This is a genomic window from Streptomyces actuosus, from assembly GCF_016921115.1.
Lineage (GTDB): Bacteria > Actinomycetota > Actinomycetes > Streptomycetales > Streptomycetaceae > Streptomyces > Streptomyces actuosus_A.
Window position 1 is genome coordinate 62,323 of the sequence record NZ_JAFFZS010000018.1, and the last position, 24,769, is coordinate 87,091.

The following is a 24,769-nucleotide window of genomic DNA, read 5'->3' on the forward strand; positions in this document are numbered from 1 at the left end:
TCCCAGCATCCGGGCGGGCCCGCGCACACGCCCCCCTCACCGCCCGCCCGTGTCGCCCGGCGGCCGCCTCGAAGTCATGGGCATGGCGAACCAGCGGAGAAGTGTGGTCTGATCCGATCTCTCGGACCGCAAACGATCTTCAGGAGTTCCGCGTGCGCAAGCGCCTGCTCGTGACAGCCTTGTTGGCCACCACCATGTTCCTGCCGACCACCGGTGTCTCCACCGCGGCGGAGGCCCCCGTCGTCACGGGTGCCGTGTTCAACGACCCCAAGGGAACGACGGCCCAGCAGAACGCCGTCAAGGACCACATCATCAAGGCGATCGACGGCACCCAGGGCGGGCGGCTGATCCGTGCCTCCCTGTACGCCCTGAAGGACCAGGACTACGCCGATGCCCTGATCCGCGCCCACCGGCGCGGCGTGAACATCCGCGTGGTGCTCGACCACGCGTACGCCGACTCCGCGGCCGTGCGGAGCCTTGAGACGGAGCTGGGTACGGACAGGTCCGTCTCGTCCTGGGTCCACGTGTGCGGGACCGCGGGAGCCTGCATCGCCACGGGCGGCACCAATCCGATCAACCACAACAAGTTCTTCACCTTCTCCCGCATCGGCGATGTCGGCGTGGCCGAGGACGTGGTCATCCAGACGTCGGCCAACCAGACCTCGCTGAACGTCGCCAAATACTGGAACAACGCGTACACCGTGGTCGGCAACACCGCGCTGTACACCGCCTACGTCGACTACTTCAACGACCTGGCGGCGGAGAAGCGCACCGACGACTACTACACGAGCGCGAAGGTCGGCACCGAGAAGTACTACTTCTTTCCGCAGTCCACGGGTGATGTGGTCGTCGACATCCTGCGGAACGTCTCCTGCACGGGTAACAGCACGGTCGGCACCCCCACGCACAAGTCCGTCGTCCGGGTCGCCGCCTTCGCCCTGCACCGCGACTCCGTCGCCCGGGCCCTCGCAGACCTCGCCGACGAGGGCTGCTCCGTGCAGATCGTCTACGCCGACAGCAACGACGAGGCGACCCTCAAGGGCCACGCCAACCTCTCGCTGAAGAAGCTCGACACCGCCGACGGCTACCTGGTCCACTCCAAGTACTTCACCGTCGAGGGCAACTACGCCGGACACCCCGACACGAAGTGGACCTTCACCGGCTCGCACAACCTCGACGTGTCCTCCCTTCGCGACAACGACGAGGCACTGCTCCGCCTGGAGGGCGCCGCCGCGCACGACGCGTACGTCCGGAACTTCGACCTCCTGCGCTCGTACGCCGCCACGGTGTCCTGAACGCGCACCTCCCGCCCGCACGGGCCTGCCACGGCGGGCCCGTCCGTCCCGGCGCCGCACGGGTGACCTCCGCGGTGCGCGAGGCGCCGAGAGAACGGCACTTGACCTCAAGTCCGGTTGAGTTCCTACCGTCGGTGTCGTCGAACCGGCTCGGGCGACGACGGCTCGGGTGACGACGAAAGGACGCGCAGGCCATGGAGTACTCGCACAGCGACGCCGAACTGATCGGGCAGCCCATCGGCTACTGGAGCTGGGCGGCCTACAAGGCCGTCGTCACCCGCACCCGGGCAGCCCTCGCCGAACTGGGAACGACCCAGCCGCAGTGGTGGATCCTGGCCCAAGTCGCCCGCCCCGGCGCCGCCATGACCCGCGACGAGGCGATCCGCGTGCTGCAGGGCTATCTCGACGTGGGCGCGCAGCCCCTCACCGCGGAGCTCGACCTCGTCGTCGACCGGGGCTGGGTCACCGAGGACCCCGACGGCCTCCTGCACCTGACCGCCGAGGGCAGGGCCTTCCAGGCCGAGGCCGCGGCCGTGCAGGACGAGCTGCGGGCGGAGCGGCACGCGGGGATCGGCGACGAGGAGTACCTGACCACCCTCAAGGTGCTCCAGCGCATCATCCACAACACGGGCGGACAGGCCTGGCACCACTGAACGCCGACGCCGACCGCCGCGCCCCGGTGCTGGGGCTGAACGGCGCGGAGACCTCGGCGCACACGGCGGCCCGGATCACCGTGCCGGTGGAGCGGGGTCCCCGGAGCCGTCCGGCGGACCCCGACCCCGCGAGCCGCGCGGGCGTGCTGCCGGCACCGCCGACGAGACATGGGGTCAGCGTGCGCTCCACGCGCTCACCGCGGTCAGCGGCACCCGGAAGAACTCGCCGAGGGCGGCGGGAAGACTGCTCGCCCCGGAGATCAGCTGACATCCCTGGAGATGGAGGAACGCCGGCGGATACTCCAGGGGCTCCGCGGCCTGACGCGCGAAGTCCTCCGCGAAGCGCTGGTCCGGCATGCCCTCGTCACCGAGCCGGCCCGCGACGCGCGCCGCCCAGTGCCGCTGTGCCGCGAGGCGCCCGGTGAGCACCGAACCCTCCGTCACGACCGTGATCCGCGGACCGGCGCCCTCCATCTCGGTGCGGTTGATCAGGTCGATCAGGAGATCATCTCGAACGGTCATGGCACGACCCTACTGATCACCAACCGGGCTGCTCTCGAGGGGTGGTTCCGGCAGCGGCCGGCCCGTCTCCGCTCTCCGCCGCGCAGCCGGCTCACCGGCGGTCGGACACCGCCGGGCCGCCGGTCGCGGGCGCGCCTGCCGAGAGAGCGCGGGCCGCCGTCGTCACCGCGGGACCAGGCGCAGGGCATGCAGGGCGGCGCCCAGGTCGGCCACGGCGGCCGGGTCGGAGAGGGAACGCCGTGTCAGCTTCTCGATGCGGCGCAGCCGGTAGCGGACGGTGTTCGGGTGGACGTAGAGACGGTCGGCCGCCTCCGCCGCGGCGCCGCCCGCGGCGAACCAGTGCCCGAGGGTCTGCAGCAGCCGGGCACGTTCGGCGTCGGGCAGGTCGAGCAATGGCCCCATGGCGACCTGCACCAGACGGCTCGCCTCCGCGGGCGCGGCGGCGACGAGCATGGCGAGCGGGCTGTCGTCGAACCGGGCCACGCCGGGTTCGCCGTCCACCAGCCCCGCCAGCGCCAGCCGGGCGAAGCGCAGCGCCTGCGGGGTGTCCCGCAACGCGTCGAACTGCGGACTGACCCCCACCCGCGCCCGGCAGCGCCGCAGTGTCTTCAGGGCCACCGCCTCCGCGTCCTGGCGCGTCAGCGCGACCAGCCCGATCTGCTCGTCGGGCAGCAGCCGCCAGGCTGACGGCAGGTGTGCCTGACGCAGCGCCGCCTCGATCCCGGGCAGCGGCTCCTGACCCGGGTCCGGAACGGACGCGGCGACCACGGCGTAGGGACCCCGCTCGGGCAGACCGAGTTGCCGGGCCACCTCCCACGGGGTAGCCGACCCCGCGAGGGCGCCCGTGAAGAGGGCTTCCACCAGTGCCGAGCGGCGGGCCTCCCGCTGCAGCGCCAGTTCGGCGCTCGTCTCCCGGTAGGCGGCGGCCACGGCTTCCGCGTAGCGGCCGAACAGCGCCCAGATCTCCGACGAACCCGCCACCAGGTGCGCGTCCGTGACCTGGGGATGCCGGGGGGCCTCGGCCACGACCTGCGACCACAGGAACTCGAAGCCGACGCGGTAGGCGTGCAGGGTGTCGGCCAGCGGGACGCCCTGCTCGGCGCGCAGCCGCCCGGTGTCCAGCGCCGGCCGCACCTCGGTCGCCGAGTCCGGGCCGGTGGCGATGTGCCGGAGCACCAGGTCGGCGTTGCCCTGGCAGGAGTGCCGCAGCGACGCGAACGGGATCAGCGACTCGTCCGCATAGGACTCGACCTCGTCGCGGATGCGCTCCGCCATCCGCTCACCCAGCTCCGGGACGCGCGCCCGCAGCGCCGCTCCCACCTCCGAAAGGCTCATCACTGCAGCGTACAACCGTATTCTTGTCCCCCGGGACAATCCGCCGGGCCGTGCACTGTCGGTGCGGCCATGGACGCCCGCCGACCGGGGAGCCACCATGCCGTGAGCATCGGCGGCGGCCCGTCCGCAGCGCCACGATCATGTGTGCAAGGAGGCATCATGGCCAATCTGGCGGAATTCCTGGTCGAGACGGCACAACGGCAGCCGGAGCGCCCCGCGCTGCGGCTGGGCACGGCCACCCTGACCTACGCGGAGCTCGACCGGCTGAGCGCCCAGGCCGCCACGCTGCTGCGCGCCGAGGGCCTGCGCGACGGCGACCGGGTCGCCCTGATGCTGCCGAACGTGCCGGAGTTCGTCGTCCTCTATTACGGCATCCTGCGCGCCGGCGGGATCGTGGTCCCCCTCAATCCGCTGCTCAAGGCCCGTGAGACCGCCTATCACCTGGGCGACTGCGGCGCCGTGCTGCTCCTCGAATGGCACGCCGCGCCCGGGGAGGGCTCCGAGGGAGCGGACGCCGCCGGGGTGCGGTGCATCGCCGTGGAGCCCGAGGCCTTCGCCGCCCGCCTGGCCGAGCAGGAACCGCAGGCCGGGACAGCCCCCGCCGCCGCGGACGACGTCGCCGTCCTGCTGTACACCTCCGGAACCACCGGCCGCCCCAAGGGAGCCGCGCTCACCCACGCCGGGCTGCGGCACAACACCGAGGTCAACGTCGCCGAAGTGCAGCGGATGACGCCCGACGACGTGGTCGTGGGCTGCCTGCCGCTGTTCCACATCTTCGGCCAGACGTGCACCATGAACGTCGCCGTGCGCAGCGGCGCGTCACTGACCCTGGTGCCCCGCTTCGACCCGCAGACGGTGCTGGACGCCATCGCCCGCGACCGGGCGACGGTCTTCGAGGGCGTGCCCACCATGTACGCGGCGCTCCTTCAGCACCCGGCGGCGGCCGACGCCGACGTCTCCACGCTCCGCATGTGCATCTCGGGCGGCGCGTCGCTGCCGGTGGAGATCCTGCACGCGTTCGAGGAGCAGTTCGGATGCATGGTGCTGGAGGGTTTCGGCATGTCGGAGACCAGCCCCGTCGTGTCCTTCAACCACCCCGACCGGCCCCGCAGGCCCGGCTCCGTCGGCACCCCCATCCGTGACGTCGAGGTGCGTCTGGTGGACGACGCCGGCCGCGACGTCGCCCCGGGCGAGGTGGGCGAACTGGCCGTGCGCGGGCCGAACCTGATGAAGGGCTACTGGAACCGCCCCGAGGAGACCGCCGCCACCGTCCCGGACGGCTGGCTGCGCACCGGCGACCTGGCGCGCCGCGACGAGGACGGCTACCTCTACATCGTCGACCGCAAGAAGGACCTCGTCATCCGCGGCGGCTACAACGTCTACCCGCGCGAGATCGAGGAGGTGCTGCACGAGCACCCGGCGGTGGCCCTGGCCGCCGTCCTCGGTGTGCCCGACGAGCGCCTCGGCGAGGAGGTGGCCGCGGCGGTCGTCCTGCGACCGGGCGCACGGGCGACGGCCGAGGAGATCCAGGAGTTCGTGCGCGAGCGCGTCGCCGCCTACAAGTACCCCCGCAAGGTCTGGCTGGTGGACGCGCTGCCCATGGGCCCGAGCGGCAAGATCCTCAAGCGGCAGATCACGGCCCCGGCCCGCTGACGGAGGCGTCGCCGGAGCGGTCGGAGTGCACCGCGCGCCGCCCACCCGCGACCCGCCCCCGCCCCGAACGGGCGCCGTCCTCGCCCCGGCGCGGGGCGGCGGGCGGACGGGGCCTGACGGAGCGCTCCCGCTGTCCGGGGGCGCGGCCGGTCCGGCGGGTCGCGCCCCGGCGGTCTCACCCACCCGCAGCGCGCACCGTCCCGTCGGCCGGCCGGCCGGTGACCTCCACCGGGCGTTCCACCGGAGCCCTGACGCCGCGGAACCGGCCGTCGGCGCCGGCCCGCAGTCCCTCCGAGGCCCGGAGCCGCGCCACCGCCCGGCTCCCGGCGGCGAGCAGGTACCGGGCACCCGAGGAGGCCCGCCACACCGCGCGCCACGACGTTCCGGCCGAAGCGGCTGCACAGTGCGGTGTCGCGGCCGCCGCCCACCACGCGCGGTCCGCGCCCGGCCGGAGCTGAACGCTCCGCGGGTCGAACGAGTGATCGGGAGACCCGTCACCATCTCCGCGGAATGGTGCTCACGGTCGGCCCAGCAGGCGCGCCAGCGCCTCCTCGATGAGCAGGTGAGCCCCCTCGGTGCCGGCCGGGACCAGGGCGAAGGTCCGCGCCAGCCAGTCCTCCAGCGGCGCGGCCCGAACGTACAGCACCGCCGCGGCGCGTCGGCCGTGCAGCAGGATCCGGACCTTGTCGGACGAGTGGCACCTGCAGGGGGGCCGGACCCGCACGTCGCCGTCGCCGGACGGGGCGCGCAGGCCGGCGGCCGGCAGGTCGCGCGAGAACACCCAGGGAGGATGGTGGCCCGGGGCGCCTGGGAACCCCATCTGCACGGCGAGCGGGTCGTCGGCGTCGTAGGCGAAGCGGACGTCGAGCGAGACGGCTTCCTCGGCGCTGAGGACCAGCAGCACGTTCAGGGTGAGACAGGGGCACACGGGCCGCCTGCGGGCCTGTGTGCCGTCGGGCGGGCCGAACGCGTCGTGCGCGTGCCTCCAGGGAGAGCGGGCCGCGGAGTCCGCGGCGGTGCGCGGGGGAGCGCGCTCGGGCCGCGGCCACGTTCTCTGTTTCCCGCCGACCGGTCTGACGGATGCGCGGCAAAACGATGCAACGTCGATGCGAGTTGTTCGCCTGCATCGTTTTGCGTGACGGTGAGCCGGAGGGCGCAGCCCGATCTGTCCGTCGGGTCCGCGCACCGTCGCGCAACACACCGTCCGAGCCGGGAGTGGTCGCCATGACCGCACGCCACACAGTCCGCACCGACGTCACGAGCCGGGTCACAGGCCTGCCGCAGGAACACGAGCCCGGTGCGGACGCCGCGCTGGCCGCCCGCTTCCTCGACGGGGACGAGAGCGCCCTAGCCGACGTCCACCGCGCCTGGAAGCCGCTGGTCTACGCTCTCGCCCGGCGCGGCGTCGGCGATGCGGGGGAGGCCGAGGACATCACCCAGAGCGTGTTCCTCGCCGCCTGGCGCGGCCGGAAGGGCTTCGACCCGGCCCGCGGCGCGCTGTCGGCCTGGCTGGTGGGTATCACCCGCCGCAAGGTGGCCGACGCGCTGTCCGCCCGCACCCGGCGCGGAGAGCTGCTGGCCGCGGCCGGTTCCCGCATGGTGCTGGACGAACGGTGCCGCACCTCGGAGCTCCAGGGCGCACTCGACCGGGTGCTGGTGCACCAGGCGATGGCGACGCTGCCGGAGGCGCAGCGCCGCGTCCTCAGCCTCACGTTCTACGACGACCTCACCCAGGCGCAGATCTCCCAGGTGACCGGCTGGCCGCTCGGCACGGTCAAGAGCCATGCCCGCCGGGGACTGCACCGACTCGGCCGCTGCCTGCAGGACAGCGAGGTCGCCTGCCCGGCCTGACCGCGACCCTCGACTCCCGGGTCACCGTCACGGGCCGTGCGCCCGCTCGTCGCGGTCCACCGGGCCACTGGGCGCGGGGATGCGGGCGCCCCGGCCGTCGGCGCCTGCGAAACCCCCGGTCCGACTCGTTTCGCGGCGGGCGCCGGGCCGGTCTGCGCCGGGCGTCACGACCTGCCGCTCTGCCCCGCGGCCTCCGTGCCGCCCGCCGAGGCTCTGGCCTCGGCCGCGGTGACCGCCATCGAGACGGCCTCGCCCAGCCCGCGCGGACGCAGCAGGGGCGGCGCGTGGCGCAGACCCCAGCCGGGACCGCTGAGCAGGACCCGGCTGTGTGTCCGGGCCCCGGCGACACCCCACCGCGTGTCGGCGATGTGGTGCGCCAGCGCCGCGTCCGCGGTGGTCCGGGACTGTGACCACAGCACCACGGCGCCCGGCCCGGTCCGCTGGACGGCGGCCAGCAGCGCCTCGGCCGGCACGGCGGCACCGAGCATCAGCACCGGCAGATGCCGCTCGGTCAGCACCGCCGCCAGCGCCTCCAGCGGCAGCGTGTGCTGCTCGCCCGGAAGGCAGGCCAGCAGCACCGGCGGGACGTCCAGCGCCGGCCGGTGCAGCGAGGCCTCCACGTAGGCGCGGCGCAGAGCGGCGGAGACGTGCCACGACAGCAGGTGCTCCACCTCCACGTACCGGTCGTCGGTCGACTCCCATTTGCGGCCCACGGCGCGCAACGTGGGGGTCAGCACCGTCTCCCAGGCGTGGGTCAGGCCGTACGCCGCGACTGCGAGGGCCACCTGCTCCTGCACGGCCGCGGAGTCCATCCTTACGGCCGCGCGGGCCAGCCCGCGGCACTCCCGGCGGACGTCGCCGAGCGGCAGACCGCTTCCCGAGTGCGACCGTGTCCCGGCGGGCGGCTCCTCCACCGCCGCCGGAGGCCGCCCCGGACCGGTCGGGGGCCGCGCCGGGGCGCCCGGTACGGGACCGGCGGTGGCGTGGGCGGGAGTGTGCTGCAGCTTGGCCGCGCGGGCCGCCTCGGCCGGCGGGACGCCCGCGGCGGTGAGACGGCACATCTCCTGCACCATGGCCACGTCGTCAGGCGTCCAGCGGCGGTGGCGCCCCTGGACCCGCGTCGCCGGGCCCAGTCCGTAGCGCCGGTCCCAGGAACGCAGTGTCGTGGGGGAGACACCGAGCTTGCGGGCGAGGGAACCGGTCGTCACCCCCATGGCGGCCGGTTCCTCCCCGGTCACGTCCATCGTGCGCGCACTGCCTCGTCCTCTCTGCGGCGGTAGGTGCTGCGGTCGCTGCGTGCCCGGCATGCGCAAGCCCGGGCACGCCCTTCTTCGCCCCGACGGCCCGCCGTGGATGCACGAGGTCCCGGCAGCCTCCCTCCGAAGGAATCCATCGGAATGCAACCCTTCACCGCCTTCCTCCGGAAAAGAGATCAAAGCGGAGGGGACGTCGGCGTCGCCGCGCCTCCCGCCCCCCACGGAGAGGACACGCCATGAAGCTGCGCGACGAGCTTCCCGTCGATCACCGGCTGGCCACGATCTACCGCTACGGTGCCGGGCTGTGCGGCCTCATCCTGCTGGTGTTCGGCTGCCTGGGGTTCGCGGACGAGCTCAGGCCCTTCGACACCGACGGGACCGAGATCGCCGGACTCAGCACCAACGGACTGCTGAGCCTGATCTCGGTCGTCACCGGACTCGTCCTGCTCGCCGGCGCCGTCGTCGGGGGCAACACAGCGTCCACGCTCAACCTGATCGTCGGGACGTTGTTCCTGCTCAGCGGCTACATCCACCTCTTCATCCTCGACCGCTCCGCGAACGTCCTCGACTTCGGCATGAGCAACGTCATCTTCGCCTTCGTGATGGCACTGCTCCTGCTGACCTTCGGCATGTACGGACGGGTCTCCGGCAAGCTGCCGCACGACAACCCGTACTGGCGCCGCCGGCACCCCCGGGAGGCGGCGCGCGAGTCCCTGGCCGCCCGGCGCCGTGCCCGGCAGTCCGAACTGACCGCGGCAGCCGGAGCGGCCCCCGCCCGCCCGCTTCCGGAACGGCACGAGTGACCCCTGCCCGACGGTACGGAGGACGCGGGGGCGGGCGGTTCAGCCTCCACGCCGGCCGGGCCCTCCGTCCCGCAGGGGACCCGCAGCGCCGGGCGCCGGCTCAGGTCCCTCGCCCCCAGGGGGACAGCCGACCGGGCACGGCCGACAAGAATCCGCCGACCGAGAGCAGGAGGAGCGGCATGAACGTCGAAGGCGCACGCATTCTCGTGCCGGGCGCCACCGGGGCCATCGGCGCCGCCCTGGCCGGGCGACTGCACGGGCGGGGAGCCCGCGTCGCGGTGGCCGGACGCGACCCGGTCGCCCTGCAACGTGTCGCCGAGGCCTGCGGCGGCGCCCCGGCGTTCCGCTTCGACGCCTACGGCCTCGATCGGTGCGCGCACACCGTCACCCGGGCCGCGGAACGGCTCGGGGGCCTCGACGCGGTCGTCGTGCTCGTCGGCGTCCCCGCGTTCGGCCCCGCCCCGGCGGTCGACGACACCGTCGCCGAGCACCTGTTCACCGTCAACGCCCTCGCCCCGATGGCGTTCCTGCGGGCCGCGCTGCCCGTCGTGCCGCCCCGGGGTGTCCTCGCCGCCGTGACGGGGCCGGTCGTCGACGTCGTCCCGGCCGGAATGGCGGACTACGGCGCGGCGAAGGCGGCGCTGGCAGCCTGGCTGGCCGCGGTCCGCCGCGAACGGCGGCGCGTCGGCCCGGCCGTCCTGGACATCCGCCTGCCGCACACCGAGTCCGGGTTCGCCCGGCGGGCCGTCGTGGGCGATCCGCCCAGGCTGCCGCCGGGCCGCACGGTCGACGAGGCCGCCGACGAGATCGTCGAGGCCCTGGTGTCCTCGGGGACGGCCGGCCATGCCTGAGCCGCGCCCGCGTACCCGCCCCGTGCGGACGTTCCGCCGGCCGGAGGAGGTCACCCCGGTCCCGCCCAGAGCGCTGCGCCGTGTGGTGTTCCGGCAGCACTGGCGCGACCTGGTGTTCGTGCACTGGCGGGCGGACCCGTTCGAGGTGGCCCGCCTGCTGCCCGCGGGCACCGTCCCCGACCTGTACGACGGGCACGCCTACGTGGGCCTCGTCCTGTTCCGGATGCAGGACCTCGCGTTCGGCGCCTCGCCCGCCCTGCCGTACCTGGGTACGTTCGGCGAGGTCAACGTCCGCCTCTGCAGCAGGGACGCGCTGGGCCGGCGCGGGGTGGTGTTCCGGTCGCTGGACTGCGACCGGCTGCTGCCGGTCCTCGCCGCGCGCGTGGGCCTCGGGCTGCCGTACCGCTGGTCACGGGTCTTCGGCCACTGGTTCGACCACCGGCTGATCTACCGGGTCGACGGCCTCCGACGCGGTCATCCGGGCGCCCGTGTCTGGGTGGACGTCGACGGAACGGCCGTGACCCCGGACCCGCTGGAGCAGTTCCTCACCAGCCGCTGGGGACTCCACGCGCGCGTGCGGGGACGGTCGTACTACATGCCCCAGATCCATCCGGCCTGGACGTTCCGCGGCTGCTCACTGATCGGCCTGGACGAGACCCTTGTCGAGGACGCCGGCCTCACCCCGCCCCGGGACGCACCCGTGAGCGTCCTGTACGCCCCCGGCGTACCGGTGCGCTTCGGCCCGCCGGAGCCCCTGCCCGCCGGGACCGGCGGGGCCCGGCACCCCGGAGCCGCCCCGCTCGGCGCGACCCGACCGGGCTCCGCATGACGGACGCCCCCGCGAACGACCGGCGCGGTCCGCGGTCCCGGCCCCGGGCTCCGGGACCGCGGACCTGCACCCCCTCCTTCCGCGGTGCGGGGGCCGCGCGGATACGCCCGGCCCCCGCAACGGCAGTACCGCACCCGCCGGCCGGCGACCCGGCCCTCACCCTCGACGAAACGCGCACGGACGACGGAGACGACACCTCCCATGACCACGTTCCACTGGCTCTTCGGCGACCAGCTCGGACCCCACTTCCTCACCCCCGGCCCCGACGGCCCCGGCCGGGACGCGCCGCTGGTGATGATCGAGGCCCGCTCGGTCTTCCGCCGCCGCCGCTTCCACCGCGCCAAGGCCCATCTCGTCCTGTCCGCGATGCGGCACCGCGCCGCCGAACTCGGCGACCGGGTCCGCTACATCCGCTGTGACACCTACCGCGAAGGACTTCGTGAGGCCGTCGGCGAGGGCCGGGTGACGGTCCATCACCCGACCTCCCACGCGGCCCTGCGGCTGGTGGAGTCCCTCGACGGTGTCACCGTGCTGCCCGCACGGGGCTTTCTCGTCCCGACCGGCGACTTCCGTGTCTGGGCCGACGGCCTGGGCGGCGGGCGCCTGCGCCAGGAGGACTTCTACCGCTGGGTCCGGCGCGGCCGGCACCTGCTGATGGACGGTGACGCCCCGGTGGGCGGACGCTGGAACCACGACCACGACAACCGTGAGGCCCCGCCCGAGGGGGCCTCCACCCTGGGCGCCCCGGCCCCCTACCGGCCACGTGAGGACGACATCGACGACGAGGTGCGGTACGACCTCGACCGCTGGGAACGCGACGGCTCCACCCGGTTCGTCGGCCGCGACGGGCCCCGCCGCTTCCCCGCCACGCGCCGCGAAGCTCTCGCAGCGCTGCGGCGGTTCGTCGAGCACCGACTCGCCGGCTTCGGACCGCACGAGGACGCGATGCTCGCGAAGGACCCGGTGATGAGCCACAGCCTGCTGTCGTCGTCGCTCAACCTCGGCCTGCTGGACCCTGCGGAGTGCGTCGAACGCGCCGAGCACGCCTGGCGGTCCGGCCGGGCACCGATCAACAGCGTGGAGGGCTTCGTCCGCCAGGTCGCCGGATGGCGCGAGTATGTCTGGCAGGTGTACTGGTACTTCGGCGGCGCCTACCGCGAGGGCAACGCCCTGCGGCACCACGCGCCGCTCCCTGACTGGTTCCTGGAGCTGGACGCCGACGCCGTCACCGCGCGGTGCCTGGCCACGGCTCTCGCCGAGGTGCGCGACACCGGCTGGACCCATCACATCCCCCGGCTGATGGTCCTCGGCAGCCACGCCCTCCAGCGCGGCTGGGACCCGCGGGCGGTGACGGACTGGTTCCACCGCTGCTTCGTCGACGGCTACGACTGGGTGATGGTCCCCAACGTCGTCGGCATGTCCCAGTACGCCGACGGCGGGCGCATGACCACCAAGCCGTACACCTCCGGCGGCGCCTACCTCAACCGCATGAGCGACTTCTGCGGCGGCTGCGCCCACCGGCCGACCGAGCGCGTGGGGGAGCGGGCCTGCCCGTTCACCGCCGGCTATTGGGCCTTCCTGCACCGGCACCGCTCCCTGCTGGCCGGCAACCGGCGCACCGTTCAGGCGGTACGGGGGCTGGACCGGCTCCGTGACCTGGAGGAACTGCTGCGTCAGGAACGGCAGCGGGGCGACGCAGCACCCTGAGGCCCTCTCGGGACACCTGGCGCGGACGGGCGGCCCGGCCACCCCGGGTCCGCTCACGCCCCGGTCCGCCGCCCGTGCCCCAGGTCCCGCAGCACCTCGCGTGCGGCGCGCGCGCCCGAGGCCATCGCGCCCTGCACCGAGCCGGTGGCCCGGTGGTCCCCGCACACGTAACGCCCGGCGCCCACCCGGGTCGTGCGGCTGAGCGGGTGCGGCGGCGTCATGGCGGGCAGCGCGTCCGTGATCGTGCGGACGGTCAGCAGGTCCCAGGAGTCGGTGCCGGTGCCGTACGCCTCCCCGACCGCCCCGCGCACCGCGCGCTCCCGGCCCTCGGTGTCGTGGCCCAGGACCGATGTGGCCACCAGCGCGTGACCGGGCGGGGCGTGGCCGCGCACCACCTCGCTGAGCACACACGTGTTGAGGAAACGGCGCCGGGTGTCGACCAGCAGGGTGGGCTCGCCCAGCGGGGACCGCCCGACGACGTGGTAGTACGTGGTCACCACGCGGTAGTCGGGCACCGCGACCTCGGGCAGCAGGGCGGCGAGCGGTCCCGGGCCGGTCGCCACCACCACGGCACGGGCGGGCAGCTCCCGGCCGTCCGCGGTCAGGGCACCGTCCGGCGTCAGGCGTGCCACCGGCGTCTCCAGATGCACGGTCCCCTCCGGCAGGGCGGCGCCCAGTGCACGCGGAACGGCCCCGATGCCGTCCCTGGGCAGGCAGAGGGTGCCGCGCAGCATGCTGCGCCACACCAGGTGGAAGAAGCGGCCGGAGGTCTCCAGCTCGTCCTCCAGGAAGACGCCCGACAGGAACGGCCGGAAGAACCGTTCGATCAACGCGTCCGAGACCCCGGCGTCGGCCAGCGCGGTCCGTGTGGTGGTGTCCCCGGCCGCCTTCAGCCGCCGCGGCGCAGCGAGCATGTCCCGGGCCGACAGCAGCCCGAGGGCGAGCAGGTCACGGGGTCCGGCGAGGCGGCCCGGCAGCAGATCCGGCAGCGAGCCCGGACGCCGCGTCGGATCGCTGAACCGCAGCCGCCCCGCCTCGGCATGGACGAGCACGCCCGGGGTGAACGGGCGCAGCCGGAGGTCCCGCAGGGTCAGCCGGCGACGGACCTGCGGGTAGGACGTGTTGAAGACCTGGAACCCGCGATCGACGACGAACCCCTCCACGCGGTCGGTGCGCATCCGGCCCCCGACCGCGTCCGAGCCCTCCACGACACGCACGTCCGCACCGGACGCCAGCAGATCGCGGGCACAGGCCAGGCCGGCCACGCCGGCTCCCACGACCAGCACGTCCGTCGCGTCCCGGGCAGGGGACACACGACCACCTCTCCCACCTCCGGGCCGGCACCGCGAGCGCGAGCGACCGCGGCGTTCCGGCACACACCTGCCCCCAGTGTTCCCGGCGCGCCGGGCCCGCGGATGCAGCCCGGCGACGCGTGTCGCCGGCCCGGCCCCGGCGGTCCCGCCGCTCCGACGGTCCGCGTCGTCCGCGACCCGGACCACGGCACCGGCGCCGAACGCGCGGGACCGTCGTCGACCACCTCGCCCCCGGTGCGCGCGAGGTGCCCCACGGACCTCGCGGACCCGACCCGCACCGACCCTGGTCCGCCGGCCCGCTGACGGCGCACGCCCCACCGGAGCCGTACGCGCCCCCGCACCCGGACCGCCGACCCGCCGCACGCAGGAACGGCGTCCCGGCCCCCCTCACCGGTCCCGGCGACCAGGACCCCTCCCGGGGCTGCCGGCCGATCCGACTCAGCCGGGGTTCCGACCGTCGCGCCCCGCGACGTCCGCAGTGGGGACGGCGTCCCGGCCCGGCGCCATCGCCCAGCGGATCCCCGCCGTCACCGCCGTGCCGAGCGGGCGCACGCACAGCCGGTCCGCCACCGACAGCCGCGGCAGCCACAGCTCACGCGCCGCCCAGGACGGCAGCAGCGCCACGGCGTTCGCGGCGACGGCCCCGTAGGGAACGCGGGCGAGCAACGGCACCGGCGGGTGCAGCAGCAGGTACCGGGCCGTGCTGCGTGCCTCGGGCGTCGCCCGCAGCTCTCCGCGGTAGGCGGCCAGACGCTCGGCGAGCCCGGCACGGTCGGTGGGCGGGTCCGGCACACCGAGCGCCCGCGCGATGCGCGCCGTGTCGGCGACGTAGCCGTCGCACCCCGCGTCGTCCAGCGGCCTGGCGCCGTAGCGCTGGTGGGCGCGGAGGAAGCTGTCGACCTCGGCGATGTGCACCCAGCACAGCAGACGAGGGTCGGCGGCGGCGTACGCCAGGCCCTCCGCTGTCGTGCCGCGCACGCGTGCGTGGACGGCCCGCACCCGGTCGCACGCCTGCTGAGCGCTGTCGGCGGGGCCGTAGGTGGTGACGGCGAGGAAGGTGCTGGTGCGCTGCAGCCGGCCCCAGGGGTCGCTGCGGAACCCCGAGTGCGTGGCCACGGCCGCCATGGCCAGCGGGTGGAGCGACTGCAGCAGCAGGGCCGACAGACCGCCGATGAACATCGAGGCGTCCCCGTGCACCCTGCGCACCGGCCGGTCGGCAGCGAACCAGCGCGGTCCCGGCGCACCGTGGATGTGCACGCGGTTCGTGGGCCCCTCCGGCCCCGCCACCCGGGAGAAGATCGCCTCGCCGACGGCCTCGCGCAGGGGCGCGAGGTCCGGGAAGAGTGTCATCGGGGCGCCACCTCCTTCGCCGGGCCGTGCCGGGGCCGTACCGTTCCCATGGTGCTCCGTCCGGTCCCGGCCGGGCGAGGCCCGCGCCCGCCGGCGGCCGCGGCCGTCAACGGACCGCCCACCCGGCGAGTCCCCGCAGGACGGCGCTGCGACCGCGGTCGGGCACCGTCCACAGGGTCTGCCCCCGAACGCCCCACCGCTCCAGCAGTGCGTTCGCGGCGAGGAAGCCGGTGGTCGCCGCGCGCTCCATCAACGCCACCGGCAGGTCCGAGCGCACGAGATCGCCGGCCACGGTCAGCGCCGGATCGGGGGTGCGCACGGTCGGCCGGTCGGCGAAGCCGCCCACCGGGAACAGGGGGCAGTCGTCGCGCCACTCGTACCGGGCGTCGACGACCGCGGCCGTACGGGTCTCCGGGTAGACGCGGTGCAACTGGTCCAGCAGGCGCTTCTCCTCGACGTCCCGGGACGCCTCCGGCGGCACGGCGTACGCGTGCAGCTCCACCACGGAGCCCCCGGTGTGCGCGGCCCAGCGGGCCGCCTCGTCCTCCCAGCGCTCCAGGACGCTGATGTTGTCCAGCGTGCCGAACCCGCTGGTGCCCAGAAAACCGTGCCGGTCCCGCGCGACGGGCCGGTCCAGCCACAGGCGGCCGACCAGGAACGGCGGCGCGGTGCGCAGCCGCGCGATCCGCTCGCGCCACGGGTCGTCGCCCAGCCGTCCGGAGCGGGCGATCAGGGAGCGCAGCCCCGCGGCGTCCAGGGCGAGGACGACGCCGTCGTGGCGCCGTTCGTCGCGGTCGGTGGTGACGACATGGCCCCCGGAGACCGGCGCGATGTGCTCGACGGCCGTGCCGGTGCGCAGGTCGGCGCCGTGCCCGGCCAGGTAGCCGGCCAGCGGGTCCCACAGGGCCGCGGGGAACGGGGCCCGGGGCACGTCGAACAGCAGGCCCTCGGCGGAGCCGAGGAAGTAGATGTGGAACATCAGCGCCATCTCCGCCGCCGACAGCTGCCGGGGATCGGCGAAGAAGCTTCTGGAGAACACCTCGAAGGCCAAGTGGCGGGCGCGTTCGGGGAAGCGGACCGCCTCAAGGAAGTCCTCCGCACTGGTGCCGTCCAGCCGTTCGTAGATCCCCGGCATCCGCACGTCGAGCAGCGCAAGCGCGGCCACCGGATCCATGGCGCGCAGGTCCCGCAGCCCGAAGGAGCGGCTCAGCGCGACGAAACCGATCGCGCTCCACGGCGGGGTGCGCGGCACGTGCCGGAAGCTGTCGCGCAGTCCGCTGCCGTGCAGCAGCGGGTAGTCCGGCAGTCCCCTCAGCCCCTCCAGGGTGGGGTCGGTCCGCCGCAGCAGGCCCCGCAGGTTGTAGTACTGCCGGAAGAACGCGTGGAAGCCGCGGCTCATCGTGACGGCCGTGCCGTCCCGCAGCGTGGTCGGCCACCCTCCGACGCGCCCGCCGAGATACGGCTGCCGCTCGTACAGGGTGACCGCCACCCCGCGCTCCGCCAGCGCGGTGGCCGCGGACAGCCCCGCGATGCCGCCGCCGATCACGGCGACCGACGGCCGGGTGCCGCCGACCCGTGGCGCGCCGGGCCGGGCGGGCAGAACCCGGGCCCGCCGGTCCCGGCCCCGGCGTGCGCCGTCCCGGCGGGACGAGGAGGCGCCCATCACGCCGCCTCCTCGTCGGCGGTCGCCCGGCGGGCGACGAACGTGTGTGTGATGCCCGTCTGCCAGCCCGGCAGCGGCAGAGCCCTGACCCGCCGGAAGCCGGCCGCGCGGACCCGGCCCGCGAAACGCCCGGCGGTGTCGAACTCCACGACGCTGCGCCACAGATGACGGTAGAGCGCACCGTCCCCGAGGACGGTCGCGGCGGGCTGGACCACGCCCCGGCAGACCAGCGTCCACACCGCCCGGTCGGTGTTCCGCCCGCTGAGCGCGTACTCGTGCACGCCCAGCCGTCCTCCCGGCCGCAGCAGGCCGTGCACCGCGGCGAGCACGGCATCGGGATCGGTGACGTTGCGGAAGAGGTAGGCGGCGAAGACCGCGTCGAACGGCCCCCGCACACCGGCCTCCCGCAGACGCTCCGCCGGCGCGTGGACGAACGTCACCCCGTCCGCCCATGACTTGGCGGCGGCGCGCCCGAGCATGCCCGCCGACGCGTCCACGGCCGTGATCTCCGCGGCCGGCAGGACCGAGCGCAGCGCGGCGGTCGAGGCGCCGGTGCCGCAGCCGAGGTCCAGCAGCCGCAGCCCCTCGCCGTGCCCGGGCAGCCCCAGGCGGCGCACCGAGCGGCGCAGGTGGGCGTGGTAGCCGGGGTTGACGGCCACCAGCGCGTCGTAACTGCGGGACGCGTGGTCGAACGCGGTGGCGAGGTCCTCGTCGCGCAACAGGGTCATGCGGTCTCCCGGGGAAGAAAGGGACGGGGCGTTCAGTCGACGTCGAAGGGGCGGCGAGGCAGCCCGGGCAGTTCCAGCGCGGACCGCAGCATCGGCCCGACCGGAGTGCGCACGCCGACGGAGAGGTCCTCCCACAGACGGGTACGCCCGTCGAGGAAGCGGAGCAGCCGCTCCAGGGGCACCTCCCCGAACAGTCGCGAGAACAGCGCCGGGCCGTCGACCCGGCCGCTGTCCAGCGCACGCAGCAGCACGGCGTCCATGGCGCGGGACCGTGCGGAGTGCACGGAGGGCGGCACCGGCCGGCGCCCCCGGCGCAGTGCGGCGGCCACGGCCCGCGTCTGCCGCTGCACGCCGGAGAAGGTGTAGCCGGTGGCGGGACGCGTGGCCCCGCCGGCGGCACCGATCCGGAAGACCGAGGCGCCCACCTGCCGCGGTGTCGGCGCGTCCGTCATCGGAATGACCCCGGTCTCCGTCGCCAGGGTCCGGACCGCCCCCAGCCGCAGCACCTCCTCGGCGTACTGCCGCACGGCGGTGTCGTAGACGCTCGCCATGAGCGTGCGGGGCGAGAACTCGGTGTACTCCACCAGCGCCTCGTGGGAGCCGAGCGGCAGCACGTACCCGAACGACAGCCCGTGCGCGGGCTGCGGCGTGCGGAAGTCCATCAGGTCCACGGTGCCGGGCTCGAAGGCCGGCCGGTCCGTGCGCACGAACCAGCCGTGGAAGTGCTGCAGCACCGTCGTCCGGGCGGCCGGCAGGCTGCCCAGCGGACGGGAGTCGAAGACCCAGCGGGCCGTGAGCACCCGCGAGCGTCCGTCGGCGTCCTTCATGTGCACGCGGGCGCCGCCCGCGACGTCCTCCACCGTGTCCACGACCGCCTCCACACGCCGCACGTTGGGGCTGCGCTCCAGGTCCCTCGCCACCAGGCACGTGAAGTCGTCGGAACGGATCATCTTGTAGCGCAGGGGCGCGATGGCGCCCTCGACGGGCGCGCCGGCCGGCGGGCGCACCCGCAGGCGCCCCCAGTCCGCCCGCACCGCCGCGTCGAAACGGCCGCGCCCCGCCTCCCAGAAGCACCAGGTCCGAGGGGGTGGCCGCAGGGGGCCGGGCGGCGCGTCCACCAGCACCACGGACAACGCCCGGGTGCCGGGCACACGACCGGCCAGCCGATGCGCCAGGGACAGCCCCGCGGCTCCCGCACCCACCACGGCCACCTCGGTCTCCGGCACGCCGCCTCCCTCCCTGTTCTGGACCCCTGTCCGCGCGCGCCGTCCGCGCCCGCGGAGACGGCGTGCCTTGTTCACACACCGCACGTCATGGTTCCCCGCCGCGGGCCCCGACGGATGCAGCAGGGCGGGAGCGGGACGGCAGATGCAGCAAGGCGGACGCAGCCACATGACACGGACGGAGGAAGACCGGCGCCCGGTACGGAACCCGCGGACCGGATCCGGGAAGGAAGGGACCGGGCGGCGCACCCGGGGGACGGGCGTCCGACGACCGGCCGGACCCGGTACGACCGATGCCCCCGCACGGCCCCGCATCCGTACACACCCCCCGCGCCGAAGCAGACGGGTGACGAAAGAGACCGAGGACCACGACGAGAGGAACCGGGATGCGGCCCACACAGGCGAAGGACCACTCGGCGGCCTTGCCGCCCGTGCCACGCCTGGTCCCCGTGTCGGGATCACCCACCCGGGCGCGACCTGACGGCCCCTACGCCGACCACGCCTCCGCGACCGCCGCCGCGGACCCGCCGCGCCCGGGCGGCCCGCCGCCCGCGGGTTGCGGCGACGCGCACACCGTCGACGCGGACGTGCCCGCCGCCGTCGGCCGCATGCTGGAGCATGTCCTGGCCGATCGCCTGGCCCGCGCCGGCCTGGTCGATCCGCTGTTCGCGAAGGACCTCGCCGACCGGGTCGCACGCTTCACCCAGGAGGGCGGCAAGCGGGTCCGCGCCCAGCTGCTGTGGTGGTCCCTGCGGGCCTGCGGCGGATCGGAGCCGGCGACGACCACGGCGGCCCTGCGGATCGGCGCGGCACTCGAACTCCTCCAGACCTGCGCCCTCGTCCACGACGACGTGATGGACCGGGCGGCCCTGCGCCGGGGCCACCCCTCCCTGCACGCGGACGTCCACGCCCAGTACGCCGACCACGCGCCCCCCGCCCGCGCCGGGCGCTTCGGGGAATCGGCCGCGATCCTCGCCGGCGACCTCGCCCTCGCCTGGGCCGACGACCTGGTGGCCGAGACCCCGCTGCCCGCCTGGACCGCGATCGTCGTGCGCCGCCTGTGGAGCGACATGCGCACGGAGATGGTCGCCGGCCAGTACCTCGACGTCCAGGGCCAGACCACGGGCTCGCTGTCCATGCCCCGCGCGCTGCGCGCCGCCTGCCTGAAGAGCGCCCTGTACTCGGTGGAACGGCCTCTCGCCCTGGGCGCCGCCCTGGCCGGCGCGGACGACGCCACCCTCAAGAGACTGTGCTCGGCCGGCAGATGCGTCGGCATGGCCTTCCAATTGCGGGACGACCTCGACGACCTCTTCGGCGATCCCCGCCGGACGGGCAAGACCTGCGGCGGAGACATCCGCGAGGGCAAGCCCACCTACCTGATCGCCCTCGCCCGTGCCCGTGCCGAGGCCGCCGGGGACCGCGCCGCCCTCGCCGTGCTCGACCGCTGCCTCGGGAACACCGGGCTCACCCCCGCGGACCTGGACGACGTACGGGACGTGCTGACCGGCACCGGCGCCCGGGCCACCGCCGAGACGAAGATCGACCGGCTCGTCGCGCAGGGGCTGCGCCACTTCGACGGCGCCGTCCTCAACCCGGCCGCCGGGCCCAGGCTGCGCGGGATGCTCGGCGCCGCGGCCGGCACCAATGGACCCCGTCCCGCACCGGGCACCCCCGCATCCGTTCCGCGGATCGCCTGCGCCGAGGAGAGCCGAGGATGAGCCGCACACTGCCCGGACCCACCGACCGCGTCGTGGTGGTCGGCGCCGGACTGGCCGGACTGTCGGCCGCCCTGCACCTGTTGGGCGCCGGACGCAGCGTCACCGTCGTCGAGCGCGACGCCCTCCCCGGCGGCCGGGCCGGCAGCCGCACCCTGGGCGCCTACCGGATCGACACCGGACCGACGGTGCTGACCATGCCCGACCTCGCCGACGAAGCCTTCGCCGCGGTCGGCGACAGCCTGCGCCGGCGCGTCGACCTGATCCCCCTCCACCCCGCCTACCGGGCCTGCTTCGCCGACGGAAGCACCCTCGACGTGCACACCGACGCCGACGCGATGACCGCCGAGGTCGAACGATTCGCCGGACCGGCGGAGGCGGCCGGCTACCGGCGGCTGCGCGCCTGGCTGGAGAAGCTCTACCAGACCCAGATGCACCGCTTCATCGACGCGAACTTCGACTCCCCGCTCGACCTGCTCACCCCCGACCTCGCCCGGCTGGCCGCGCTCGGCGGCCTCGGCCGGCTCGACGCCCGGATCGGCCGGTTCCTGTCCGACGAGAGACTGCGTCGCGTCTTCTCCTTCCAGTCCCTGTACGCGGGCGTCCCGCCGGCCCGCGCCCTCGCCGCGTACGCCGTCATCGCCTACATGGACACCGTCGCCGGCGTGTACTTCCCGCGCGGCGGCATGCACGCCCTGCCGCGGGCCATGGCCGACGCCGCCGCGGACGCGGGCGCCGACCTGCGGTTCGGCCGCCGGGTGACCCGCCTCGAACGCTCCGGCGAGCGGGTCACGGCCGTCGTCACCGACCAGGAACGCATCCCCTGCGACGCGCTCGTCCTCACCCCCGACCTGCCCGTCACCTACCGTCTGCTCGGCCACCGGCCGCGCAGGCCGCTCAGGCTCCGGCACGCGCCGTCCGCCGTGGTGCTGCACGTCGGCACCGACCGCACCTGGCCCCGGCTCGCCCACCACACCCTCTCCTTCGGCGCCGCCTGGCGCTCCACCTTCGACGAACTCACCCGCACCGGACAGCTGATGAGCGATCCCTCGCTGCTCATCACCCGGCCCACCGCCACCGACCCCGGGCTCGCGCCCCCCGGCCGGCACCTGCACTACATCCTCGCCCCCTGCCCCAACACCGACATCGGTCCGAGCGCCGCCCAGTGGACCGACCTGGGCCCGCGCTACCGCGACACGATCCTGCGCGAACTGCAGCGCCGCGGCCTCGACGGCATCGCCTCCGCCGTCGAGGAGGAATGCCTGGTCACGCCCGCCGACTGGCACGACCAGGGACACGCCGCAGGCACACCGTTCTCCGCCGCCCACACCTTCGCCCAGACCGGCCCGTTCCGGCCCCGCAACCTCGTCCGCGGCACGGAGAACGCCGTACTCGCAGGCTGCGGGACCACCCCCGGCGTCGGTGTCCCCACCGTGCTCGTGTCGGGAAAGCTCGCCGCCGCGCGCATCACCGGGTTGCCCGCCCGCGCCATCGCCCGCCCCCGCCCCGACCGGGCCCCCGTGCAGGAGACCACCCCATGAGCGACCGCGAACTCGACGCCGCCCGGATCACCGATCCGGCCCTGCGCGACGCCTACCGCCACTGCCGCGCCCTCAACGCCCGCCACGGCAAGACGTACTTCCTCGCCACCCGGCTGCTGCCCGTCGAGCGCCGACCCGCCGTCCACGCCCTGTACGGCTTCGCCCGCTGGGCCGACGACATCGTCGACTCCCTCGACCCCGGCGACCGCACCGCGGACCGCGGCCCCGCGCTCGTCCGGCTCCAGGAGCGCCTCGAGGACGGACTGAGCCGCGGGCACAGCGGCGAACCCGTGGTGCAGGCCGTCGCCGACACCGCCCGCCGGTACGCCATCCCGCACGACCACTTCCGCGACTTCATGACGGCGATGCGCGCGGACCTGGTGGTGACCGACTACCCGACCTACGCCGACCTGCGGGGCTACATGCACGGCTCCGCGGCTGTCATCGGCCTGCAGATGCTGCCCGTGCTGGGCACGGTCGTCCCGCGCGAGGAGGCCGCCCCGTACGCGGCGGCCCTCGGCGTGGCGTTCCAGCTCACCAACTTCCTGCGGGACGTCGGCGAGGACCTCGACCGCGGCCGCGTGTACGTTCCCGCCGACCTGCTCGCCGCCCACGGCGTCGACCGGGACCTGCTGCACCGGTGCCGGGACACCGGCCGCCCCGATGCCCGGGTCACGGCCGCCCTGAGGGAGTTCGAGGCGCTGACCCGCGACGTGTACCGGCAGGCGGCACCCGGGATCGCCCTGCTCGACCCGATCGCACGCCCCTGCATCCGCACCGCGCACGTGCTCTACGGCGGCATCCTGGACGCCGTCGCCCGCGACGGGTACGCCGTCCTGCACCGCCGTGCCGTGGTGCCCCGCCGGCGCCGTGCGGCGGTCGCCGCTGACGGCCTCGCCCGGGTGGCCGCCGCACGATTCCGCCACGGGCGCACCGCTCCGGCCGCCGCGCCACCGGCACCGGAACCCCGGCCCGTCGCCGGCGCCGCGAGGCGGTCGTTCCCCGAGGAGGCTGCGTGAGTCCCGCCCCGCCCATCCGGCGCCGACGCCTTCCGCTCTCCCTGCGCAGGCGCCCGGTCCCCTGGGAACGCCAGCAGCCCACCTGGCGCGACGCGAAACCCGCGGTGATCGCGCAGGCCCTGAAGCGGGCCCAGGCCCGTCCCTCCGGCAACTGGTTCGTCGTCGGCGCCTCCCGCGCACTGCGCGACGACCGGCCGCTGGCGCGGACGGTGGCCGGCCAGGAGGTCGTCGTCTGGCGCGGCCCCGACGGCCGTCCGCTCGCCGGCCCCGGCGTCTGCCCGCACCTGGGCGCCCCCCTGGCCGACAGCCCGGTCCACTGCGGCAGCCTGGTCTGCCACTGGCACGGACTCGCCCTGAACGGCACCCCGTTCGCCGGCTGGGAGCCGCTGCCCGTCCACGACGACGGCATACTGCTCTGGGTACGGCTCGACGTCGCCGGCGCGGAACCGCCGCTGGACGCCCCCGTCGTCCCGCGGCGGCCGGACCCGGCCCGCTCCGTGGCGTCGGTCTACGTCGGGACCGGCGTCTGCGAACCCGAGGACGTCGTCGCCAACCGCCTCGACCCCTGGCACGGCGCCTGGTTCCACCCGTACTCGTTCGTCGACCTCACGGTGGTGGACGCTCCCGCGAGCCCCGAAGACGCCGACGACGGCTTCACCGTCGACGTTTCGTTCAGGGTCGCGGGCAGACTCGTCGTCCCGGTCCGCGCCGTCTTCACCGCCCCCGAACCCCGCACGGTCGTCATGCACATCACCGAGGGGGAGGGGCGGGGATCCGTCGTCGAGACGCACGCCACGCCCCTGGGACCGGACGAACGGGGCCGCCCGCGGACGGCCGTCGTCGAAGCGGTGGTGGCGGCCTCCGACCGCCCCGGATTCTCCGTCGCCCGTGGAGCCGCGCCCCTGCTGCGCCCGCTGATGCGCACCGCGGCCTCGCGTCTGTGGCGCGACGACCTCGCCTACGCGGAACGGCGGTGGCGGCTTCGATCCGCGGGGCGGTTCCCCGGCTGACCCGCCGCGCCCGCCGACGGCGGTATGCCCGGTCCGCTTCCGCGCGCACCCGGCCCGCCGCCGTACGGGCGGCACACCGCACCGGCGCGCCCGCGGGCCGACGGGCCTCCTCCCCCCTGCGGTCGCGGCACCGGCCCGCGACCGGCTGCCGTGAGGCGAACGGGGCCGACCCGGACACCCGGACGAGCCCGCGGCCCGCGGCGCACAACGCCTTGACACGACGTCAGAAGGCGTACCGGATCCGCGGCCGGGGAGCGCGGGCACTGACCAGCTCGCGCACCGTGCGCACCGCCTCCACCTTGACACCGTGCCGGTGGCGGACGTTCGGCGCGCCGTTCTCGGAGCGTTCGGCCTGCTGGAGGGAGGGCCGCCACGGCAACTCCTCGCCCTTGGGGCGCCAGCCGAGGTCGACCCCGTGCAGATCCCGGTTGTGCGTCAACATGATGACCTCT

General features: G+C 75.0%; 22 protein-coding genes. 12 read left to right on the forward strand and 10 right to left on the reverse strand.

The genetic code is table 11. The features are described from left to right. The first annotated feature begins 152 nt into the window (after nucleotides 1–152). Entirely contained in the window at nucleotides 153–1,295 is a 1,143-nt protein-coding gene (locus tag JS756_RS22090; protein ID WP_205384893.1) for a phospholipase D-like domain-containing protein, read from the forward strand. Nucleotides 1,296–1,489: 194 nt separating this feature from the next. Next, entirely contained in the window at nucleotides 1,490–1,948 is a 459-nt protein-coding gene (locus JS756_RS22095; RefSeq protein ID WP_205384894.1) for a MarR family winged helix-turn-helix transcriptional regulator, read from the forward strand. A gap of 174 nt (nucleotides 1,949–2,122) precedes the next feature. Here JS756_RS22095 and JS756_RS22100 read toward each other — a convergent pair whose 3' ends face one another. Both JS756_RS22100 and JS756_RS22105 read right to left on the reverse strand, forming a co-directional pair. After that, nucleotides 2,123–2,470 carry a GvpU-like protein gene (locus JS756_RS22100; RefSeq protein WP_205384895.1) on the reverse strand — a complete coding sequence of 116 codons (348 nt, stop codon included), beginning with the start codon at nucleotides 2,468–2,470 and terminating at the stop codon, nucleotides 2,123–2,125. Nucleotides 2,471–2,632: 162 nt separating this feature from the next. Next, nucleotides 2,633–3,805 (reverse strand): PucR family transcriptional regulator, encoded by a 1,173-nt coding sequence (locus tag JS756_RS22105; RefSeq protein WP_240204163.1) that lies wholly within the window; start codon nucleotides 3,803–3,805, stop codon nucleotides 2,633–2,635. 159 nt (nucleotides 3,806–3,964) lie between these two features. Between JS756_RS22105 and JS756_RS22110 the strand changes: the two genes are divergently transcribed. Beyond that, nucleotides 3,965–5,458, forward strand: coding sequence for a long-chain-fatty-acid--CoA ligase (locus tag JS756_RS22110; RefSeq protein WP_205384896.1), 1,494 nt, complete (start codon nucleotides 3,965–3,967; stop codon nucleotides 5,456–5,458). A gap of 517 nt (nucleotides 5,459–5,975) precedes the next feature. On the opposite strand, the gene JS756_RS22115 is transcribed toward JS756_RS22110, so the two are convergent. Further along, nucleotides 5,976–6,386 carry an SsgA family sporulation/cell division regulator gene (locus JS756_RS22115; RefSeq protein ID WP_205384897.1) on the reverse strand — a complete coding sequence of 137 codons (411 nt, stop codon included), beginning with the start codon at nucleotides 6,384–6,386 and terminating at the stop codon, nucleotides 5,976–5,978. A 296-nt stretch (nucleotides 6,387–6,682) separates the two neighbouring features. On the opposite strand from JS756_RS22115, the gene JS756_RS22120 reads away from it, so the two are divergent. Continuing rightward, nucleotides 6,683–7,309: a sigma-70 family RNA polymerase sigma factor gene (locus JS756_RS22120; RefSeq protein ID WP_205384898.1), complete on the forward strand. Its 627-nt coding sequence runs from the start codon at nucleotides 6,683–6,685 to the stop codon at nucleotides 7,307–7,309. A gap of 164 nt (nucleotides 7,310–7,473) precedes the next feature. On the opposite strand, the gene JS756_RS22125 is transcribed toward JS756_RS22120, so the two are convergent. Further along, complete coding sequence (locus JS756_RS22125) at nucleotides 7,474–8,553, reverse strand: MerR family transcriptional regulator (RefSeq protein ID WP_205384899.1); 1,080 nt, start codon at nucleotides 8,551–8,553, stop codon at nucleotides 7,474–7,476. Between the two features lie 248 nt (nucleotides 8,554–8,801). On the opposite strand from JS756_RS22125, the gene JS756_RS22130 reads away from it, so the two are divergent. From JS756_RS22130 to JS756_RS22145, 4 genes are all read left to right on the forward strand, one after another. Then, nucleotides 8,802–9,368, forward strand: coding sequence for a DUF4383 domain-containing protein (locus JS756_RS22130; protein ID WP_205384900.1), 567 nt, complete (start codon nucleotides 8,802–8,804; stop codon nucleotides 9,366–9,368). 179 nt (nucleotides 9,369–9,547) lie between these two features. Beyond that, on the forward strand, nucleotides 9,548–10,219 hold the full coding sequence (locus JS756_RS22135) for an SDR family NAD(P)-dependent oxidoreductase (RefSeq protein ID WP_205384901.1): 672 nt from the start codon (nucleotides 9,548–9,550) through the stop codon (nucleotides 10,217–10,219). After that, a complete protein-coding gene (locus JS756_RS22140) occupies nucleotides 10,212–11,048 on the forward strand; it encodes a YqjF family protein (RefSeq protein ID WP_205384902.1) in 837 nt (278 codons plus the stop codon). Before JS756_RS22135 ends, JS756_RS22140 begins: the two co-directional genes overlap by 8 nt. A gap of 201 nt (nucleotides 11,049–11,249) precedes the next feature. Then, nucleotides 11,250–12,755, forward strand: coding sequence for a cryptochrome/photolyase family protein (locus JS756_RS22145; protein WP_205384903.1), 1,506 nt, complete (start codon nucleotides 11,250–11,252; stop codon nucleotides 12,753–12,755). Between the two features lie 53 nt (nucleotides 12,756–12,808). On the opposite strand, the gene JS756_RS22150 is transcribed toward JS756_RS22145, so the two are convergent. The 5 genes from JS756_RS22150 to JS756_RS22170 form a co-directional block, all read right to left on the reverse strand. After that, on the reverse strand, nucleotides 12,809–14,068 hold the full coding sequence (locus JS756_RS22150) for an NAD(P)/FAD-dependent oxidoreductase (RefSeq protein WP_205384904.1): 1,260 nt from the start codon (nucleotides 14,066–14,068) through the stop codon (nucleotides 12,809–12,811). A gap of 438 nt (nucleotides 14,069–14,506) precedes the next feature. Continuing rightward, entirely contained in the window at nucleotides 14,507–15,418 is a 912-nt protein-coding gene (locus JS756_RS22155) for an oxygenase MpaB family protein (protein WP_205384905.1), read from the reverse strand. Between the two features lie 106 nt (nucleotides 15,419–15,524). Further along, entirely contained in the window at nucleotides 15,525–17,081 is a 1,557-nt protein-coding gene (locus tag JS756_RS22160) for an FAD-dependent oxidoreductase (protein ID WP_205384906.1), read from the reverse strand. Next, nucleotides 17,081–17,809, reverse strand: coding sequence for a class I SAM-dependent methyltransferase (locus tag JS756_RS22165; protein ID WP_205384907.1), 729 nt, complete (start codon nucleotides 17,807–17,809; stop codon nucleotides 17,081–17,083). The genes JS756_RS22160 and JS756_RS22165 overlap by 1 nt, the downstream gene beginning before the upstream one ends. A 32-nt stretch (nucleotides 17,810–17,841) precedes the next feature. After that, on the reverse strand, nucleotides 17,842–19,035 hold the full coding sequence (locus tag JS756_RS22170; RefSeq protein ID WP_205384908.1) for a lycopene cyclase family protein: 1,194 nt from the start codon (nucleotides 19,033–19,035) through the stop codon (nucleotides 17,842–17,844). A 383-nt stretch (nucleotides 19,036–19,418) separates the two neighbouring features. On the opposite strand from JS756_RS22170, the gene JS756_RS22175 reads away from it, so the two are divergent. Genes JS756_RS22175 through JS756_RS22190 form a run of 4 tightly spaced genes read left to right on the forward strand, consistent with a single transcriptional unit; the run spans nucleotide 19,419 to nucleotide 24,317 of the window. Beyond that, entirely contained in the window at nucleotides 19,419–20,750 is a 1,332-nt protein-coding gene (locus tag JS756_RS22175) for a polyprenyl synthetase family protein (RefSeq protein ID WP_205384909.1), read from the forward strand. Next, a complete protein-coding gene (gene crtI / locus JS756_RS22180) occupies nucleotides 20,747–22,288 on the forward strand; it encodes a phytoene desaturase family protein (RefSeq protein ID WP_205384910.1) in 1,542 nt (513 codons plus the stop codon). The genes JS756_RS22175 and crtI overlap by 4 nt, the downstream gene beginning before the upstream one ends. Then, nucleotides 22,285–23,307: a phytoene/squalene synthase family protein gene (locus JS756_RS22185; RefSeq protein ID WP_205384911.1), complete on the forward strand. Its 1,023-nt coding sequence runs from the start codon at nucleotides 22,285–22,287 to the stop codon at nucleotides 23,305–23,307. The genes crtI and JS756_RS22185 overlap by 4 nt, the downstream gene beginning before the upstream one ends. Next, nucleotides 23,304–24,317: a Rieske (2Fe-2S) protein gene (locus tag JS756_RS22190; protein ID WP_307790891.1), complete on the forward strand. Its 1,014-nt coding sequence runs from the start codon at nucleotides 23,304–23,306 to the stop codon at nucleotides 24,315–24,317. The genes JS756_RS22185 and JS756_RS22190 overlap by 4 nt, the downstream gene beginning before the upstream one ends. A gap of 223 nt (nucleotides 24,318–24,540) precedes the next feature. On the opposite strand, the gene JS756_RS22195 is transcribed toward JS756_RS22190, so the two are convergent. Beyond that, on the reverse strand, nucleotides 24,541–24,759 hold the full coding sequence (locus JS756_RS22195) for a hypothetical protein (protein ID WP_205384912.1): 219 nt from the start codon (nucleotides 24,757–24,759) through the stop codon (nucleotides 24,541–24,543). Nucleotides 24,760–24,769 lie beyond the last annotated feature (10 nt).

Excerpts from the sequence above, each read along its gene's own strand:
- JS756_RS22125 (WP_205384899.1), bottom strand. The coding sequence starts at position 8,553 with ATGGACGTGACCGGGGAGGAACCGGCCGCCATGGGGGTGACGACCGGT.
- JS756_RS22185 (WP_205384911.1), top strand. The coding sequence starts at position 22,285 with ATGAGCGACCGCGAACTCGACGCCGCCCGGATCACCGATCCGGCCCTG.
- JS756_RS22135 (WP_205384901.1), top strand. The coding sequence starts at position 9,548 with ATGAACGTCGAAGGCGCACGCATTCTCGTGCCGGGCGCCACCGGGGCC.
- JS756_RS22105 (WP_240204163.1), bottom strand. The coding sequence starts at position 3,805 with ATGAGCCTTTCGGAGGTGGGAGCGGCGCTGCGGGCGCGCGTCCCGGAG.
- JS756_RS22100 (WP_205384895.1), bottom strand. The coding sequence starts at position 2,470 with ATGACCGTTCGAGATGATCTCCTGATCGACCTGATCAACCGCACCGAG.
- JS756_RS22140 (WP_205384902.1), top strand. The coding sequence starts at position 10,212 with ATGCCTGAGCCGCGCCCGCGTACCCGCCCCGTGCGGACGTTCCGCCGG.
- JS756_RS22155 (WP_205384905.1), bottom strand. The coding sequence starts at position 15,418 with ATGACACTCTTCCCGGACCTCGCGCCCCTGCGCGAGGCCGTCGGCGAG.
- JS756_RS22145 (WP_205384903.1), top strand. The coding sequence starts at position 11,250 with ATGACCACGTTCCACTGGCTCTTCGGCGACCAGCTCGGACCCCACTTC.
- JS756_RS22165 (WP_205384907.1), bottom strand. The coding sequence starts at position 17,809 with ATGACCCTGTTGCGCGACGAGGACCTCGCCACCGCGTTCGACCACGCG.
- JS756_RS22160 (WP_205384906.1), bottom strand. The coding sequence starts at position 17,081 with ATGGGCGCCTCCTCGTCCCGCCGGGACGGCGCACGCCGGGGCCGGGAC.
- JS756_RS22130 (WP_205384900.1), top strand. The coding sequence starts at position 8,802 with ATGAAGCTGCGCGACGAGCTTCCCGTCGATCACCGGCTGGCCACGATC.
- JS756_RS22095 (WP_205384894.1), top strand. The coding sequence starts at position 1,490 with ATGGAGTACTCGCACAGCGACGCCGAACTGATCGGGCAGCCCATCGGC.
- JS756_RS22120 (WP_205384898.1), top strand. The coding sequence starts at position 6,683 with ATGACCGCACGCCACACAGTCCGCACCGACGTCACGAGCCGGGTCACA.
- JS756_RS22195 (WP_205384912.1), bottom strand. The coding sequence starts at position 24,759 with ATGTTGACGCACAACCGGGATCTGCACGGGGTCGACCTCGGCTGGCGC.
- JS756_RS22175 (WP_205384909.1), top strand. The coding sequence starts at position 19,419 with ATGCGGCCCACACAGGCGAAGGACCACTCGGCGGCCTTGCCGCCCGTG.
- JS756_RS22110 (WP_205384896.1), top strand. The coding sequence starts at position 3,965 with ATGGCCAATCTGGCGGAATTCCTGGTCGAGACGGCACAACGGCAGCCG.
- crtI (WP_205384910.1), top strand. The coding sequence starts at position 20,747 with ATGAGCCGCACACTGCCCGGACCCACCGACCGCGTCGTGGTGGTCGGC.